Raw genomic sequence first — 17,069 nt, 5'->3', positions numbered from 1 at the left:
GTCCGGGTGAACCACCGGTGACTGGAAGCCACGTCAGACGCCGCCTCGCCGTGACATAAAGGCGACAGGTTGCGGTTAGTTTGCCCCTGAACCGCGGCTTAACCTTGCAAAGGCCGTGCCTGCTGCTCCAGCACTGAAGGCTGAGTCCGAGCGTCTGGAAAGGGCAGATTTCACATGACAAACTCGAAGCGTTTTACGGCACTCAGCCTGCGGTCATTGCTGCTTGCGGGGGCCACCTTCGGGTTCAGCTCGATCGCCGCGGCGCAAACTGCGCCGACGCCACCCCAGGATCCGGTCGAGGAACAAGCCGCCGCCGGCGAGACGCAGCCCGAGAATGCCGACGTCACCACGCAGCAGGAAGGCGCCACCACGCCGACCCCCGACGATGGCGAAATCGTCGTTACCGGCTCGCGCATCCGGCGCGATGAATTCACCAGCTCCGACCCGATCCAGATCATCAACACCGAGCTCGCGGCCAAGGAAGGCAAGACCGATCTTGCCACCACCCTGCAAAGCTCACCGATCGCCGCCGGCTCGACCCAGATCACCTCCGCGCTGTCGTCGAACTTCGTCACCAACGGCGGCCCGGGCTCGCAGCTGCTCGATCTTCGTGGCCTTGGCCCGAACCGTACCCTGGTGCTTCTGAACGGCCGTCGCGCCGGTCCCGCGGGTACCCGCGGTGGCGTGTCCAGCTTCGACTTAAACGTCCTTCCGCAAAGCCTGGTGCAGAGCGTCGAGATCCTCAAGACCGGCGCGTCGTCGGTCTATGGTTCGGACGCGGTCGCGGGCGTGGTCAACCTCCTGACCAAGCGTGACAGCGACGGCCTCCAGCTCGACTTCAATGCCTCGCCGACCGAGGAAAGCGGCGGAGAGCAATATCGCGTCAGCGCCCTGTGGGGCAAGGATTTCGGCCGCGCGTACATCACGGTCGCCGGCGACTACTTCAAGCAGAACGAGCTTGCCCGCGGCCAGCGCGACTTCCTCGGCTGCCCCGAAGCCTACACCTTCCGGACCGATGGGTCGCGCGCCGATCTGATCGATCCCCGCGACGGCAAGTACAAGTGCGAGGATCTGCGCTGGGGTCACGTGTGGACCTACAACCTGATCGACAACCTGTACCTCGATGGTCCGGGCGGCCCGAACACCGGACCGAACACCTCGCTCGCGGGCGGGACGGTCCTGATCCAGTATCAGTATCCGGGCGAGAACCTCGGCATTCCGGCCTTCGGTGCGCCGGCCTATGAAGGCGACATCCGCACCCCCGCCGGCTGGTTCCCGACCGGCTACGACACCCGCAGCCTCGCGGTCCAGAACAGCTATCACCCGTTCGTCCTCGAACAGACGATCGTTCCCAAGACCGAGCGCATGACCGGCTACCTGGCGGCGGGCGTCGACATCACCGACAGCATCGAGCTGTTCACCGAATTCCTGGCCAACCGCCGCAAGACCTACCAGAACGGTTGGCGGCAGTTCTGGAACTTCGGCTACACCGGCGACCTCTACGGAACCGGCACGCCGGCGACCATCTGGGCCGACGGCTGGGAAGGCGTGAACTTCCTGTCGCCGACCGGGATCACCAACCTCAGCGACAACAGCCAGACGGTCGATTACTATCGCGGCGTCGGCGGCCTGAAGGGCGAACTCGGTTTCCTCTCCGGCTGGCGGTTCGACAGCTACGTCCAGTACAGTCGCTCGAACGGCAAGTATCGCTCGCAGCAGATCCTTCAGGACGTTTACGACAGCGGCTATTTCCAGACGGCCTCGTGCGTCGGCACGATCCTGCCGGTCTCGAAGAAGCAGTGCATCGACCTTCCCTGGACCGATCCCTTCTTCCTGCGCGGTGAACTGACCCCGCAGCAGGCCGACTTCCTGACCGACTGGGAAACGGGCAAGACCCGCTACGATCAGCTGAACGGCGAATTCTCGCTGTCGGGCACGCTGATCAAGCTGCCCTATGGCGACCTTGGAATGGCGCTCGGCGCCTCGGCCCGGCGCGACAAGATCGTCGACACCCCGGGCGAGATCACCCAGGCCGGCAACGCCTGGGGCGCTTCGACCAGCGGCATCACGGCCGGTCAGTCGATCACCAAGGAAGCCTTCGGTGAAATCAACGTGCCGATCCTTCGCAACCTTCCGTTCGCGCGCGATCTGACGCTGAACGCCGCCGCGCGCGTCACCAGCGTCACGGCCAAGCGCCGCAGCGACGGTGTCGAGGACAGCGACAACGGGAACTGGACCTACAAGCTGGGCGGCAACTATGCGCCGACCAACTGGCTGCGGTTCCGGGCCACCTACGGCACTTCCTACCGTGCGCCGGCGCTGTTCGAGCAATTCCTCGCCAACGAAACCAGCTTCATCAACGTTGGCCGTCTCGATCCCTGCACCAATTATGATGCCAACTTCATTGCCGGCAACATCACGCAGCGGGTCCGCGACAATTGCGCCAGCCAGGGCATTCCGGGCAATTTCAGCGGCGGCGCGATCACCGCGACGGTGCGCTCGCAGGGCGGTCTTGGGCTGCTCGAGGCCGAAACCTCCAAGGCGAAGACGGCCAGTGTCATCCTGACCCCTCGCTTCGGCGGCTTCCTGTCCGAAACCCGGTTCAACTTCGCGGTCGATTACTTCAGCATCGAAGTGAACGGCCAGATCTCGCAGCTTGGCGCGGGCAACATCGTCTCGGGTTGCTACAACAGCGACACCTTCCCGACCGATCCGCTCTGCTCGTTGTTCACCCGCTTCGGCCCGGGCACCCAGCAGTACATCATCAGCACGGTCGACAATAAGTACATCAACATCGCAAGCCAGCGGACGTCTGGCTTCGATTTCACGACCAGCATCCGGCAGGACCTGGGCCGAATGGGCACTTTGTCCTTCCTTGGCCAGGCGACCCTGGTCCGCAAGCAGGTCTTCGACCTGTTCGAGGGCACGGGCCGCAACACGGCGGGCGATGTCGGCTCGCCCAAGTTCGTGGGCGACCTCAACCTGTCCTGGTCGTCGCGCGACAGCGGCTGGTCGCTGTTCTACGGCATCGACCTGATCGGCAAGTCGAGCTCGGAGGGTCTGTTCGGTCGCCTCAACCCGTCCTCGGCGGCGAGCGGCTGCATCACCAACGACCTGCGCGGCACCTATTGTCCGAAGCTGACCACGCCGGCGGTGCTCTACCATGCGGCGTCGGTGACCAAGGAGATCGAGGGCTTCGACCTGACGCTCGGCGTCTCCAACCTGTTCAACACCCGTCCCCCGCGGATCTCGGTGCTGAACGGTGGTTCGATCGGAACGCTCGGACAGGCTCCGGCAGTGTCGCAGTATGACTGGCTTGGCCGCCGCTTCTTCGTCAACGTTTCGGCCAGGCTCGGCCGCAAGCGCTGACACCAGCTTGTTGCAAGGAGAGGGGAGGCGGAGCGATCCGTCTCCCCTTGTCTTGTCAGCCGCAGATGCGAAGAAGGTGCGGATGCCGACTGTGAACCTCCGCGCCGACCGTCTCGACGCGCTTGCCGATGGTCTTGTCCAGCAGCGTCTTGCGCGGCCGCTGTTCATCAACTCGGTCCCGAAAAGCGGGACGCACCTGCTGCGCAACATCCTGCGAATGTTCGTCTCGCCCGCCCAGCATTACGCGCGCGACTTCGTGCAATATCCCAACCTCGAGGTGACCCAGGAAGCGTTCGACCCCCGCGCGCCGATGCTGTCGTGCGGCCACCTGCTGTTCACCGACACCACCGCCCTGGTGACCGCGCACGTCACCCGGTTGCTGCTCGTCCGCGATCCCTACGACTGGGTACTCGCGCGGGCCCGCTTCTTCCTGTCGGAGAATTTCGACGGCGACATGGCCGAGCTTCGCGATCCCCGGCTGAGCGTCGACGACCTGCTCTCGGCGATGATCTTCGGGGTCTATCGCAAGGCGCCGTCCTTGAACGAAACCTACAGCCACAATGCCGCCGCCTGGCTGCCGGGCGCGTCGCTGGTGGTCCGCTTCGAGGAACTCCGCGCCGCCGCACGCTCGCTCGACGAGACGTACTTCTCGACCCTGCTCGCGGCGGCGGGCCTCAGCCTGCCCGACGACTGGGCGGACAGGGTCAGGATCGGGGCCGACCCGGCGCATAGCGGGACCGCGCGCGACAACCTTTCCGGCGTCTCGCGCCGTCTTCCCGACACCTTGCCCGACCTTCACCGCCGGCTGGTGGACTATGAAGCGCCGGGACTTCGCCGCCTGCTGGGGTATGAAGCATCGTGACCGTCATTGCCGCACCCCTTCTGGCCCGGGCCGAACAGGCCTTTCGCGCCGAGCGCCACGACCAGGCGGCGGGCCTGGCGGTCAACCACCTGCGGCAGCATCCGGGCGACCCGCGGGGCCTTTCGCTGCTGGGATCGGTGGCTGCCGCGACTGGTGCCCTGTTCCAAGCGGAGACCTTCTTCCGTCAGGCCTTGTCGCGGGACCGCGCGAACCGCGAAATCCTCCTCAACCTCGCCCGGGTGCTGAACCAGCAGGAGAAATTGCCCGAAGCGCTGGCGATCTTCGAGACCCTGCGCTCGCCGTCCGATCCGGCGACGGAGGTCATCGTCAGCCTGATCCTCGACAAGCTCGGCCGGAACGAGGATGCCCGCCAAATCCTGGAGGCCGCGACCCAGCGAAATCCCGAACGCGCCAATCTCTGGCTGGCTTATGCGCACAATCTGCGAAGCGCCGGTGAGACCCAGGCCGCGATCGACGCCTATCGCCGCGCCATCGCCCTTACGCCCGACCTCGGCGATGCGTGGTGGGGGATTGGCAGCATCAAGAGCAAGGTGTTCGGGCCAGAAGACATTGCCGCCATGGAAACCGCCCTCGATCAGGCGGTGGACGTCAACAACGTCGCTCCGCTGCATTTCGCCCTCGGCCGCGCGTTGCAGACCGAAGGCCGGTACGCCGACGCTTTTCATCATTTTCAGGAAGCCAATGCGATCTTCGAACGGTCGCTCGACTATGATGCCGGGCAGCTCAGCCGCGAGGTCGAGGAGAGCGAGCGCCTGTTCACCGCCGAGTTCCTGGCTTCGACCGCCGGCGGCGGGGATCCGTCATCCGGGCCGATCTTCATCGCCAGCCTGCCGCGCTCGGGCTCGACCCTGCTCGAGCAGATGCTGGGCTCGCACCCCGACATCGAACCGCTCGGAGAACTTCCTCATATCCCCGCCCTCCTCCGCACCCTCATGGAAGGCGCGACACGGGCCGGTATCCGTTCGGTCCCCGAGGCGGTGGCAACGATGTCCGAGTCCGACCGGATCGGCATGGGGCGCGAATATCTCCGGCGGGTTGCCGCGCACCGAAGGACGGACCGGCCGTGGTTCGTCGACAAGATGCCGCACAATTGGAGCAATGCGCTGCTCATCCGGCAGATCCTCCCCAATGCGCAGATCATCGACATCCGCCGCGACGCGATGACCTGCTGCTGGTCGAACTTCAGCCATAGCTTCAGCCGGGCCCATTCCTCCTCCTTCACGCTGGCTGGGATAGGCCGGGCCTATGTCGATTATGTCCGGCTGATGGATCACCTCGACAAGGTCATTCCCGGCTGGATCAAGCACGTCGCCTACGACGAACTGATCGAGCGGCCCGAGCCTGTGCTGCGGGCGCTGTTCGAGCAACTTGGGATCGGCTTCGACGAGGCCGTGCTGCGCTTTCACGAAAGCAAGCGCGAGGTGCGCACCCCCAGCGTCGAACAGGTCCGTCGTCCGCTCAACCGCGAAGGCGTCGGTACCTGGCGGCCCTACGCGCAATGGCTCGGGCCGCTGCGCGATGCATTGGGGCCTTTCGCCGGGGATTGAGCGGGGCAGGTGTCGTCCTGCCTCCCGTCTTCTGCTAATCTGCGAACCGCACAGCCGGAGCTGCCCAGATGTCCATCCTCCTTGCCCTCTTCGCCCTGAGCGCACCCGATCCCATCGTGGTCACGGCTACGCCGAAAGATCCGGTCATCTGCGAGCGCAGCCGCGCGTCGTCGCTTGGCAGCAACATCTCCCAGCCACGGACTTGCAAGCGTAAGTCGGAATGGGACGCGCAGGCCCGCGATTCCAGGCGCAACCTTCAGAAGGTGCTCGACCGGCGGTCGGATCCTTTTAAGGTTCCCGGGGCCCAACCTATCCCGCAGTAAGCAGCGCTTCCTGTGTCAGGTTTGGCGGACCAGGATCAGCGAGACATTGTCCGGCGCGCCGCGTTGCAGGACCAGCTCGACCAGTCGGTCCGCTATGGTGTCGAGCGTGCCGGACGACATCTCCTCCGCAAGCTCGTGATCCGGAACGACGCGGGTCAGGCCATCGCTGGCCAGCAGGAACAGGTCGCCGCTCTGGGCGTCGCCGGAAGCGACTTCCACCTTCAGATGTTCCGACACCCCGACCGCACGAGTGACTACGTTGGACTGGGGATGATCCTGCGCTTCGTCGGGCTGCAGCATCCCGGCATTCACCAGTTCCTGCACCAGGCTGTGATCGCGGGATAGCTGCACCAACCGCCCCCCGCGCAGTCGATAGGCCCGACTATCGCCCGCCCAGAAGCATCGCGTCTCCGCCCCGGCAATGGCCAGGCCGACTACCGTGCTGCCGATCGTCCGCGGCAGGCCGTCGCCGCGGGCGAGCTGAATCAGTTCATGATTGATCCTCAGGAGGGCAGACGTGGCGGCATCGATCAGTTCGTCCACGTCGTAGACGATCGGAAGGAGCTGCAATGCCTGGGCGATCTTGCCGCTGGCGACATCGCCGGCCTCATGTCCGCCCATGCCATCGGCCACGGCCCACAAGCCACGCTCCGTCCGGACCATGAGGGAATCCTCGTTGACCCGGCGCTTCAGTCCGACGTGGGTTCGACTGACGCACTGAAAGGCCATGAGAAGCACCCCGCTGCAACATTCACATGACTAGCATTGGCAAGCCGTTTATGCGATCCCGGTTAACAGCTTCGTGGGGGCTGGTCGCGCATGAGCAAGGCGTATTCGAACAAGGCCCTGCCGCCGGGGACGGTGCTTCGCGAGTGGCGGCTGGAAGAGGTGCTTGGCGTCGGCGGCTTCGGAATCGTTTACAAGGCGCGCGGGATCTACTTCAACGAACTGGTCGCGATTAAGGAATATTTCCCAAGCGCCATCAGCGAGCGCGACGAGGAAGCGACGGTGGTCCCGATCGATTCCGACGCCGAAGAAGTGCACGCGCTCGGCCTGAAGAAGTTCGTCGAAGAGGCCAAGCTGCTGTGGAACCTGTCCACGCCCAGCCGCCATCCCAACATCGTCAGCGTCCGCAGCCTGTTCGAGATTCACGGCACCGCCTACATGGTGATGGACTTCGAGGACGGAACGTCGCTGTCGCGCCTGCTGAAGAACGGTGGCCGGTTCAACGAGCGCAGCCTGTGGGACGTCATCGCACCGATCTCGGAAGGGCTCGACCGGGCCCACCGGGTCGGCGTTCTCCACCGCGACATCAAGCCGCCCAACATCCTGATCACGCCAGAGGGCCGCTCGGTGCTGATCGACTTCGGCTCGGCCCGCTTCGACACGGCCGAGGCGACCAGCACGCAGGTCACCTTCCACACGCCGCCCTACGCGGCGATCGAACAATATGTGAAGACTTACCAGCAGGGGCCGTGGACCGACATCTACGCACTTGGCGTGGTGCTTTACGAATGCGTCACGGGGACCAAGCCGCCAGAGGTGCTGGAACGGCTCCACGGCGGCCAGGGCGAGCCGCTCGGGTCAGGCAAGTGGCCCGGCTACAGTAAGAAATTCCTGGCGGCGATCGACACCGCGATGACGATCAAGCCCGAGGAGCGGCCGCAATCGATCACCGAGTGGCTGTCGCTCTTCCCGCAGGTCGCGGCGGAGCCCGAGGACGACGAGCGCACGCGCTTCACCATCAACGAAGTCGCAGTGCATGAGATCGTTCCGGTCGCCCCGCCTGCCGAGGCCGCCGACGTCCCGATCGAAACCAACGTCCCGGACAAACCCGAACAAGCCAGCTTCAAGCGCGCCGGGCATGAGACGGGCGTTGCCCGCAAGGCCGCCGCGCCTGCCGCACTGGCCGCCGTTCCGGAGAGCAAGGGCGAGGAGCCGGCAAAGGCTCCTGACCTTTCGCGCAAACCGGCCGCCGCAGCGGCAAAGCCGCCCGCGCCGACGCCTGCCGAAACGAAGAAGACGCCGTTGGTTGCGGCTGGAATCGTGGCGGCTGTGATTGCCGTGGGCGCTGCCGGCTGGAGCCTGCTTCCGAGAACCAATTCGGATGCGCTCACGGAGTCATCGGAACCGAACGCCGCACCCCCGGCGCCGGTCACGGCTGCCTATGCCGGACCTGATACGGGCATGCTCGCGCCGGGGCTGAAGGCGCTGGCAGAGGAAGCGCGGGCCGCGGGTGCGCCCGACGCCGCGATCGGGGCTCTGATGGTGGCCAGCGACAAGCTTGGAGGCGATCAGACGCAGCTTCAGGCCTTACTTGGCGACCCTGCGAAGTCGAGCGACGCGGCTGCCTTGCAGGCTGCGATGAACGTGGCGGCCATGACAGCCGACAAGGCGTTTGCGGCCGCGCTCGCCGAGGATGCGACCATGCGGCGGCAGCGCTTGGCCGGCGCCGCCCCGTGGACCGACCCTGGCGGCGGCGGTGCTGCTCCCGGCAGCGCGGCGGAGCGCACTTATCTGGCGCGCCTGACCGGCCAGTCGTCCGAGTTTCAGACCGCTGCACAGGCGGTCGACGCGGCTGCCGACGGAGCCGCCTCGTCGTCCGCTGCGCGCGAGCTCCTCGGTCGCTACCGGGCCTGGCGGTCAACGTTGGCGAGCGTTCCTACCGTCAAACTGGCGGCGCAACCCGAAGCGGCGAAGCTGGCTACCGCCAAGGCCGCCGCAACGCCCAAGGCTGCGACGGCCGCCGCGGCGCAGACAGCCACGACCGCTACCGCTGCTGCGACAACCTCATCAGCGAGTTCGGCGGCCACGGCGTCTGGCGCGAAGCTGGCGGAAATGAATGGTATCATCGACGAGGCGCGCGGAATGGCGCGGCAGGTGATGCGGGCGGACCGCGGCGAGAATGGCCGCCTGGCGCGCGGCTACGACGATTATCTGAAAGTGCTCAAGCGGTCGGCGCGCACGGCGACCACCAACGCGCAGGCCGATACCATCATCACCAGTGCCAAGCGGACCCGGGCGTATCTCGTGTTCCTCGTCAAGCAGACGCAATCACCATAAGCGGCGCCGTGCTGCACGCCGATCTTGCAGAGGGGCACCCATGTTGCTGACTGTCGTGGTAACGGTCATCCTGATCGGCGGCTGTTTCCTGATCCACCTGTGGACGCTCGAACGCCTCGGCCGCTGGGTCTACCGGCGCAAGGACGAGATCCGTCACCCGTTCCCGATCATCCTGACCACCATCTTCCTTGCCCACCTGGTCGAGGTATTCCTCTACGCCCTCGGCCTTTCGCTGTTGGACTGGGCCGGAGAGGGCGAACTGCGGGGCGCGATCGTCGGTGGGCCCGGCTGGTTCGAGGACCATTTCTACTTCTCGATCGCATCCTACACGACGCTGGGGATCGGCGACATCCTGCCCCACGGCAACATCCGTATCGTGGCCGGAATCGAGGCCCTCAACGGGCTGGTGCTGGTCGCCTGGAGCGCGTCCTTCACCTATCTGATCATGGAGCGTCTGTGGGGCCGGCAGGGACCTGGCGAGAAGCTCTGATCAGGCGGGGATTTCGAGCGAGCGCTCGCGGTAGGCGATCGTCCATTCGTTGAGGTCCGCGAGCATGATCGATGCGGCATGCTCGAACTCGCGGGCGAGGCTTTCCGTATCGGACACCTTCGCCAACCGGGACGCGGAGGCGTCGAGCGCGGTGGCGGAGCTGACCGAGCGGCTTGCCGCAAGCAGATGCTCGCCATGCCCCCGCAGGCCGAACACCGCGGCGCCGACCGCTGGCAGGCCCGCCGTCAGGAAGATGAAGGCATTGGTCAGTGACTTGGCGACATCGTGGATGAAGACATAGCCGACCAGATACAGGCAGCAGACGCAGATCACCGCGCCGATCAGGAAATTACCGACCTCGTGCAGGCGGTGGTCGAGCTTGCTCATTCGCGCGGCGTTGACGCGGTGATAGTCCGCCTGCGGGATGATCTGTTCCTCGCTGAACTGCCGCGCGAGGCTGGCGGTCTCGGCCGGCCCGATGGAGCCGACCGGACTTTCCATCTCGCGCCAGATCGCCGCCGCATACCAGCGGGTCCAGTCAGCCCCGGTCTCGCGATGGGCGTTGCCGCGCACGAAATCGCTTCGGAACGGCGTGCTGATGAGGCCGGTGCCCTTGAGGAAGAACAAGGGCCGCAGCGATTCCGCGAGGTGGCGATACTGCAGCCAGCGCCGGTGCCAGTCACCGTCGGTGCCGGCGCGGGTGTTGAGGAAAAGCAGTCCAATCGCGCCCAGTTCGGCGATCACCAGGAACACCTTGGCCGCCGGAAAGAGCAGGCCGACCAGTGCCAGCAGCACCGCCGAGGCCGACAGGACGTAATTGGCGACATGGCCGCTGCGGAACATCTGGGCGTAGCGGATGGCGAGCAGATTGGCCCAGGCGTAGGTGGCGAGGTCGGGCCGCTCGACCCGGTCGGACGGCGGAAGCGGAGCCTCGCGCCACGGCGCATGCGGGAGGCTTTTCACGAACAGGCCGGTGAGGAGCAGGGGATATTCCAGCCGCCAGTTGTTGCGGCGGGTGGTTTCGGCGAAGAACTCGGCGATGTGCTGCCGCTCGTCGGTGGTGTGCGGGAGCAGCGTATCGCCAAGCAGCGCGTCGTAGGTGTCCGGCGTGCCGAACGGCGTGACCTTGGGTGAGCCGCCTTCCCCATCGGTGAGCAGGCGAAGCGCGCCGCTCTGACCGCCGCTGCGGTCGACGAGGAGATGGATCACCGGGACGCCGTTGGCGAGCGCCTGGTCCACCACATGGCCGGTTCCGCCGGGCCCGTTGGCCGCGCCGCCATCCCAGATCGCGACCAGCACGTCGGCCGCGGCGACGACCGCCTTGCCGACGAGCACATAGGCGCCTTCCTCGTCGGACCGCTGGCCGGGAAGCGAGAACTGGCGATTGGCGGCTTCCAGTTCGCGCTCGAAATCGGCCCGCTCGGCCCGTTCGGTGAAATCGGCCCGATAGTCGTCGGGAGCGAAGGGCAGCAGCGCCCGGATCTCGAACGCGCTCGCACGCGCTCCCCGGGCCGCCATCTGATCGGCACCCGACGCAAGCGGCGTGTGCAGCCGGAGCCGCGGAGAGGCGGGGTCGAACAGGGTCCGCTCCCGCTCGTGCAGGCGGAGCATTCCGGCCGCCAGCTGGCGGAAAACCTCGTCGACGGCAGGGACCAGATCGTCGATCAGATCGGGGGGCAGAATCGATGCCCGGTGCCCGGTGATGCCGACATTGAGCGTGAGCCGCGGCCGCGGCGGATGAGCTGCTGGCAAATATCCCCCCTCGCGCGCCGGGTTCAGCCGACGGCGTATCTCCGTTCGCTCATGACCCGCGCGCTGCGCACCTGATGCCGCATGGTGACCGTTCCGACGGTCAGCACCGATCCGACGCCAAGCGACGCCGAGCCTTCCACCCGCTTGCCATCGACATAGGTGCCGTTGGTGGAGCCGAGGTCGGTGATCTTGAGCGCGCCGCCGTCCAGTTCGACCAGGCAATGCGCGCGCGAAACCCGCCGATCCGACAGGATGATGTCGGCTGGAGGCGAGCGTCCGATCCTGAGGCCCTGCGGCGCGACGATGTAGCGGCGCTCGCCATGATCATCCGTTCCGATTTCCAGGCAATGGAAGATGTCCTGGCAGTCGGCGCCGACGAAGAATTGGGTGGCCTGCGAATCCTCAATGTCACGCGGCAGGGCGGTGACGTTGTCGCGCGGGGCCGGCGGTGGGGGTGCCTGGCGCTCGCGCTGCAAGGGAAGTGCTGCGGAGAAGCCGGCCGGGCTGGCCCCTTCAGCCGACGGTGCCGGGGAGGGGGCTGCCGTTCTAGCGCGACGGTCACCGACCAGCCGGGCGATGTCGTCGACCAGGCCCTTCCAGCGGGTATCGTTCTTGTCGCCCATCCAGTCGGCGAGGTCGTTGGTATGGGTCAGCTCGAAGATGATCGGCCGTTCGCACTGCTCGATGATCACCGGGATCAGCTTGCCCTGGCGGTCGGCGAGGGTGGCTTCGGCGCGCACCCAGCGCGAGGCAACCGAGCGCGGCGACCACAGCACGATCGCCGCGGCTGCGGCGCGCAATTCCCGTTCGATGACCTGGTCGAAGCTTTCGCCCGAGTGGAGTGCGGCGTCCCACCAGACGGTAAAGCCGTCTTCCTCGAGGCACTTGGCAAAGTGCCGGGCGGCGGCGCGATCGTCGCGACTGTAGGAAATGAAGATATCGCGCCCGGTCAAACCGCACCTCTGCCCTGAAGGTTTTGCTGTTCTGGTGATTCGACGCCAAAAAACTTGCTTAACCAAGGTTTACCAGATTGCCTTCGCCGTGACGAATCCAAAGGCAAGTTAAGGCCCGGCGTTGCTATTTGGACGCAGGGCGGCCGGGAAGGGGCTGCAGGGGCATGGCGAGGCGATAGCCGACGGCTTCAAACCAGACCTTTGCAATCCCACTTATTACTTGCGAATGCTTCTCAATAGCGTCTAAGGGCGCATTATGAAGCGGTCCGCGGTTCGAGCCTGGTATCTGGTCCACAAGTGGATGAGCCTCGTTTGTACCCTGTTCCTGCTGATGCTGTGCCTGACCGGCCTGCCGCTCATCTTCCACGACGAGATCGAGGCAGCGCTGGGCGGTCCTCCGCCGCTGGCCGGCCCGGCGTCCGCGTCGACCGCGCCCGGCCTGCTGCCACTCGACGCCATGCTCGCCCGGGCGCTGACGGAGAGGCCGGGCGAGGTGCCGCTGTACATGGCCTTCGACAACGAAAGCCCGCTCCTGACCGTCACCACCGGACCCGCGCCCGACGCGCCCGAAGGCAGTATGACCCTGATGCTGTTCGATCGCACCAACGGTCAGCTCGTCGCACCGCCGGGCGAGGAGGGGATCATGGAGTTTCTCCTCGAACTCCACACCGACATGTTCCTCGGTCTTCCGGGAATGCTGTTCCTGGGGACCATGGGTGTCCTGTTCGTGGCGGCGCTGGTGTCGGGCGTGGTGCTCTACGCACCGTTCATGCGAAAGCTCGACTTCGGCACTTTGCGCACCACCCGCAGCCGGCGGCTCAAGTGGCTCGACTGGCATAACCTCCTCGGCATCACCGCGCTGGCGTGGATGACGGTGGTGGGCGTCACCGGGATCATCAACGCGCTGGCGACGCCGCTGGTCGACCAGTGGCGCAACGGCGCGCTGGCCGAGATGACCGGGCTCGAGGCCGGAGCCGCGCCCTTGCCGCCGGCGCGCTACGGTTCGCTCGACAAGGCGATGGCCTCGGCCCGCGCGGCGCTGCCGGGCAACGACCCGCAGTTCATCGCCTTTCCCGGCGGGGCGTACAGCAGCGGGCATCATTATGCCGTCTTCTTCCAGGGCGACACGCCGCTCACCAAGCGGCTGCTGACCCCGGCCCTTATCGATGCCGAAACCGGCCGCCTGACCGATGTCCGCCCGATGCCGCTCAGCATGAAGGCGCTGCAGCTCAGCCAGCCGCTCCATTTCGGCGACTATGGCGGCCTTCCGCTGAAGCTGCTGTGGGCGGCGCTGACCCTGCTCACGATCGTCGTCCTCGGGTCAGGGGTCTACCTCTGGCTCGGCCGGCGCCATGCCCCGCTGTCGATGCGGCTGGCAGAAGTGACCAGCGGCGGGCGGATCGAACCGGCGCCAAGCCCCGCCGAATGATCCGCTCGACCTTCGCCTTGCCCGCCGTTCTGGCGCTGCTCAGCCTTGCCGGCCTTCTTTCCGCGCTGACCGGCGACGGCTGGCGCGATCTACTCTCGTGGACGGCGCTATCGGTGCCGCTCCTCGCCATTGCCTGGGCGGCCTCCCGCCGCTCTCCCCGAAAGGATGACCCCAAGTGAACTTCCGCCTGCTCCTGCTCGCGTCCGTCGCCGCCGCGCCCGTGCCCGCTTTTGCCCAGCAGGCAGCGGAGCCGACCGGCCAGGAGGTCGTCGTCACCGCCCAGCGCAACAACCAGACCCAGGTCCGGCGCGAAGGGCAGGTCGGGATCCTCGGCGACAAGGCGGCGGAGGACGTGCCGTTCAGCATCCGCAGCTATTCGGACACGCTGATCACCAACCAGCAGTCGCAAACCCTTGGGCAGGTGCTGGAGAACGATCCGACCATCCGCACCAGCTACGGCTACGGCAATGCGTCCGAGCAGTTCGTCATTCGTGGCTTCACCCTGTTCGGAGACGATGTGGCGCTGGACGGCTTGTATGGCATCACCCCGCGCCAGTTGGTCGCGCCCGAGCTGTACGACAGCGTGCAGGTGCTGGGCGGGGCCACGGCCTTTCTCAACGGTGCAGCGCCGGGCGGGTCGGGGATCGGGGGAAGCATCAACCTCGTTCCAAAGCGCGCCGGGCGCGACCTGACCCGCGTCACCGCCAGCTATCTGTCCGACGGCCATGTCGGCGCCAGCTTCGACGTCGCGCGCAGGTTCGGGGGAGGGGCCTGGGGCGTCAGGCTGAACGGCGCCTACCGCCGGGGCGACGTTGCGATCGACGACGAGAACCGCCGGGCCACCTTGCTCGGCGCCGGGCTCGATTATCGCGGCGCGGACGTCCGCCTGTTGCTCGACCTCGGCTACCAGAAGGTCCGCGTCGAGCAGCTTCGTCCCAAGGTCACGGTCACCAGCTTCATCCCGCGCGTGCCAGAGGCGGACGCCAATTACGCGCAGCCCTGGACCTACACCGAGCTCGAAGACCTGTTCGGCACCGCCCGCGCCGAGTGGGACGCGGCCGACAACGTGCTCGTCTATGCCCAGGCCGGTGCCCGCGACGGGTCGGAGGACGGGGTGTATGGCGGGATCACGGCGACCGGCACCGACGGCACCGCGGCCGGATCGGCCTCCTTCGTGCCCCGCACCGACAACAACGAAGCCGGGCAGGCCGGGGTGCGGGCAAAGCTGGTTGTGGCCGGCACCACGCATGAGCTGAACGCGGGGGTCAGCCATATCCGGCAGGTCAACCGCAATGCCTTCGACTTCCTCGGCGGCTTCGCGGGTTATGCCACCAATCTGTACGACACGCCGGTCGTGCCACTGCCGGGCACCGGCTTCGTCGGCGGCGACCTTGAGGATCCCTATCCGATCGCGCGCGCCCGGCTGACCAGCTTTTTCCTGTCCGACACCATCGGCCTTGCCGGGGACCGCGTCCTGCTGACCGCCGGGCTGCGCCATCAGCGGATCAAGGTGAAGAGCTACAATTATTACAACGGCGGCCTGCTCGACACCGAATATGACGAAAGCGCGGTCACCCCGGTGGTAGGGCTGGTGGTCAAGCCGCGCGAGGGGCTGTCGCTGTTCGCCAACCGGATCGAGGGGCTGCAGCAAGGCGCCACCGCGCCGGTCGATCCCACCATCAGCAACCCGGGCGAGGTATTCGCGCCGGTCAAGTCGGTGCAATATGAGATCGGCGCCAAGGCACGGCTCGGGCGGTTGAACGGCAGCATCGCCGCCTTCCGCATCACCCGTCCGACCGCGTTTGCGGTGCCCGATGCCGCCAACCCGGGGCTGCTGCGCTTCGGTCTGTTCGGGGATCAGCGCAACCAGGGGATCGAGCTGACCGTCGACGGTGAGCTTGCACCGGGGCTGCGGCTGATCGCCGGGGGATCGTGGATCGACGCCGAGTTGCGCAACACGCCCGGCGGCACCCAGGACGGCAATGATGCGCCGGGGGTGCCCAGCCTCCTCGCCAATGCCAATGTCGAATGGGACGTGCCGGCACTTTCCGGCCTGACCCTGACCGGCCGGGTGGTCGCCACCGGCAGGCAACCGGTCGACGCCGCCAACACGCTGGAGATCGGCGGCTGGACCCGGTTCGACCTTGGCGCACGCTATGTCGCGCTGGTCGCCGACCGGCCGCTCACCCTGCGGGCAGGCGTCGATAACGTGGCGAACAAGCGTTACTGGGCTTCCGCCTTCGAGACGTTCGGCGCCTCGCTGCTGCAGGGCCAGCCGCGGACCGTCCGCGTCTCCGCCTCGATGGACTTCTGATCCGGGGCGGCATGGCCCGAGGCCCATCTACTGGAACTCTTTAATGCCCGATGGCATTAACCATGTTGAAAGAAGGTCGGTGGGATAGGGGCGTTTGGCAGCAAGGATCAGGACAGGCGCGTGATAAGATTCCGTCATCCTCTGGTTCGTTCGATGAACAGGCGGCTTCATGCCCGCTCGCTGACCCTGCTGACGGGGTTGGAGAATAACCTCGCGTCGATCGCCATCGGGTGGATGACGCTGGCGGCACTCGCCGGCGCGCTGAAGGTGGCGGTCAGTCCGCTGGCGGCAGTCGGGCCGACCAGCCTGGCGCCCTATCTTTTGCTGGTGTGCGCGCCCGCCGCCAGTTTCCTGCTGGCGCTGCGCTGGTTCGCCGATGGCCCGGCGATGCCGCAGCCGAGCATCCGCCTAGCGCGGATCGGTCGCTGGCGCGACGTTTCGCGGGCGGAGGCCGAGCGGCACCCCTTGCATGGCACCAGCGGCATCATGGTGAGCCTGCTGATCGGCATGTTGCTGAACGTGCCGGTTCGCGCGATCGAATATCTCGTCACCATGCCGGCGCTCCCGCCGGTCTTTCCGGGCTGGCTGGGCGTGCTGCACCAGGCGATGACGCTGGACGTGGTGATCCTCAGCAGCCTGTACGTCGTGGCCTTCGCCATGGCGCTGCGCCGGGCGCCGATGTTCCCGCGCTTCCTGCTGTTCGTATGGCTGGCCGATATCTGCGCGCAGCTTTTCATCGCGCAGGCGGTGATGGCGACGGCGGTGCCTGCAAGCGTTGCCGGTCCGCTGCACGAACTGCTGCAGGGCAACATCACCAAGGTGGCAATCAGCGCCGGCCTGTGGTTGCCCTACCTGCTGATGTCGACCCGCGTGAACGTCACGTTCCGCAACCGGGTGCCGCGCTAAACCCTTGCATCTGCTCCGATTCGAGCACGATCCTTACTGC

The 17,069-nt window shown here is 66.5% G+C and carries 13 protein-coding genes; 10 read left to right on the top strand and 3 right to left on the bottom strand.

What is annotated here, in order from left to right:
* The first annotated feature begins 174 nt into the window (after positions 1 to 174).
* The 4 genes from GGQ97_RS12370 to GGQ97_RS12355 all read left to right on the top strand — a co-directional run bounded on the left by GGQ97_RS12370 (position 175) and on the right by GGQ97_RS12355 (position 6,122).
* Positions 175 to 3,369 carry a TonB-dependent receptor domain-containing protein gene (locus GGQ97_RS12370; protein ID WP_168069995.1) on the top strand — a complete coding sequence of 1,065 codons (3,195 nt, stop codon included), beginning with the start codon at positions 175 to 177 and terminating at the stop codon, positions 3,367 to 3,369.
* An 82-nt stretch (positions 3,370 to 3,451) separates the two neighbouring features.
* Positions 3,452 to 4,231: a hypothetical protein gene (locus tag GGQ97_RS12365; RefSeq protein WP_168069993.1), complete on the top strand. Its 780-nt coding sequence runs from the start codon at positions 3,452 to 3,454 to the stop codon at positions 4,229 to 4,231.
* Entirely contained in the window at positions 4,228 to 5,799 is a 1,572-nt protein-coding gene (locus GGQ97_RS12360) for a sulfotransferase (protein ID WP_168069991.1), read from the top strand. Before GGQ97_RS12365 ends, GGQ97_RS12360 begins: the two co-directional genes overlap by 4 nt.
* 68 nt (positions 5,800 to 5,867) lie before the next feature.
* A complete protein-coding gene (locus GGQ97_RS12355) occupies positions 5,868 to 6,122 on the top strand; it encodes a hypothetical protein (RefSeq protein ID WP_168069989.1) in 255 nt (84 codons plus the stop codon).
* Positions 6,123 to 6,137: 15 nt separating this feature from the next.
* On the opposite strand, the gene GGQ97_RS12350 is transcribed toward GGQ97_RS12355, so the two are convergent.
* Entirely contained in the window at positions 6,138 to 6,851 is a 714-nt protein-coding gene (locus tag GGQ97_RS12350; protein ID WP_168069987.1) for a PP2C family protein-serine/threonine phosphatase, read from the bottom strand.
* A gap of 90 nt (positions 6,852 to 6,941) precedes the next feature.
* Here GGQ97_RS12350 and GGQ97_RS12345 point away from each other — a divergent pair, with 90 nt between their 5' ends.
* Together GGQ97_RS12345 and GGQ97_RS12340 are read left to right on the top strand one after the other, a co-directional pair.
* Complete coding sequence (locus tag GGQ97_RS12345; protein WP_168069985.1) at positions 6,942 to 9,185, top strand: serine/threonine protein kinase; 2,244 nt, start codon at positions 6,942 to 6,944, stop codon at positions 9,183 to 9,185.
* A gap of 40 nt (positions 9,186 to 9,225) precedes the next feature.
* Complete coding sequence (locus tag GGQ97_RS12340) at positions 9,226 to 9,675, top strand: ion channel (protein WP_168069983.1); 450 nt, start codon at positions 9,226 to 9,228, stop codon at positions 9,673 to 9,675.
* On the opposite strand, the gene GGQ97_RS12335 is transcribed toward GGQ97_RS12340, so the two are convergent.
* Complete coding sequence (locus GGQ97_RS12335) at positions 9,676 to 11,427, bottom strand: hypothetical protein (RefSeq protein WP_168069981.1); 1,752 nt, start codon at positions 11,425 to 11,427, stop codon at positions 9,676 to 9,678. It abuts the gene before it with no gap.
* A gap of 23 nt (positions 11,428 to 11,450) precedes the next feature.
* Positions 11,451 to 12,380 (bottom strand): TIR domain-containing protein, encoded by a 930-nt coding sequence (locus GGQ97_RS12330; protein ID WP_168069979.1) that lies wholly within the window; start codon positions 12,378 to 12,380, stop codon positions 11,451 to 11,453.
* A 256-nt stretch (positions 12,381 to 12,636) separates the two neighbouring features.
* On the opposite strand from GGQ97_RS12330, the gene GGQ97_RS12325 reads away from it, so the two are divergent.
* The 4 genes from GGQ97_RS12325 to GGQ97_RS12310 all read left to right on the top strand — a co-directional run bounded on the left by GGQ97_RS12325 (position 12,637) and on the right by GGQ97_RS12310 (position 17,029).
* Positions 12,637 to 13,809, top strand: coding sequence for a PepSY-associated TM helix domain-containing protein (locus GGQ97_RS12325; RefSeq protein ID WP_168069978.1), 1,173 nt, complete (start codon positions 12,637 to 12,639; stop codon positions 13,807 to 13,809).
* Positions 13,806 to 13,988: a hypothetical protein gene (locus GGQ97_RS12320; RefSeq protein ID WP_168069976.1), complete on the top strand. Its 183-nt coding sequence runs from the start codon at positions 13,806 to 13,808 to the stop codon at positions 13,986 to 13,988. The genes GGQ97_RS12325 and GGQ97_RS12320 overlap by 4 nt, the downstream gene beginning before the upstream one ends.
* Positions 13,985 to 16,123, top strand: a complete 2,139-nt coding sequence (locus tag GGQ97_RS12315; RefSeq protein WP_168069974.1) for a TonB-dependent siderophore receptor — start codon at positions 13,985 to 13,987, stop codon at positions 16,121 to 16,123. Before GGQ97_RS12320 ends, GGQ97_RS12315 begins: the two co-directional genes overlap by 4 nt.
* A 153-nt stretch (positions 16,124 to 16,276) precedes the next feature.
* Positions 16,277 to 17,029, top strand: coding sequence for a DUF2569 domain-containing protein (locus GGQ97_RS12310; protein WP_168069973.1), 753 nt, complete (start codon positions 16,277 to 16,279; stop codon positions 17,027 to 17,029).
* Positions 17,030 to 17,069: the final 40 nt, after the last annotated feature.

The sequence above is a fragment of the Sphingomonas kaistensis genome, from assembly GCF_011927725.1.
Lineage (GTDB): Bacteria > Pseudomonadota > Alphaproteobacteria > Sphingomonadales > Sphingomonadaceae > Sphingomicrobium > Sphingomicrobium kaistense.
Note: the sequence above shows the minus strand (reverse complement) of the source record. Positions and strands in the feature narration are given on the sequence as shown.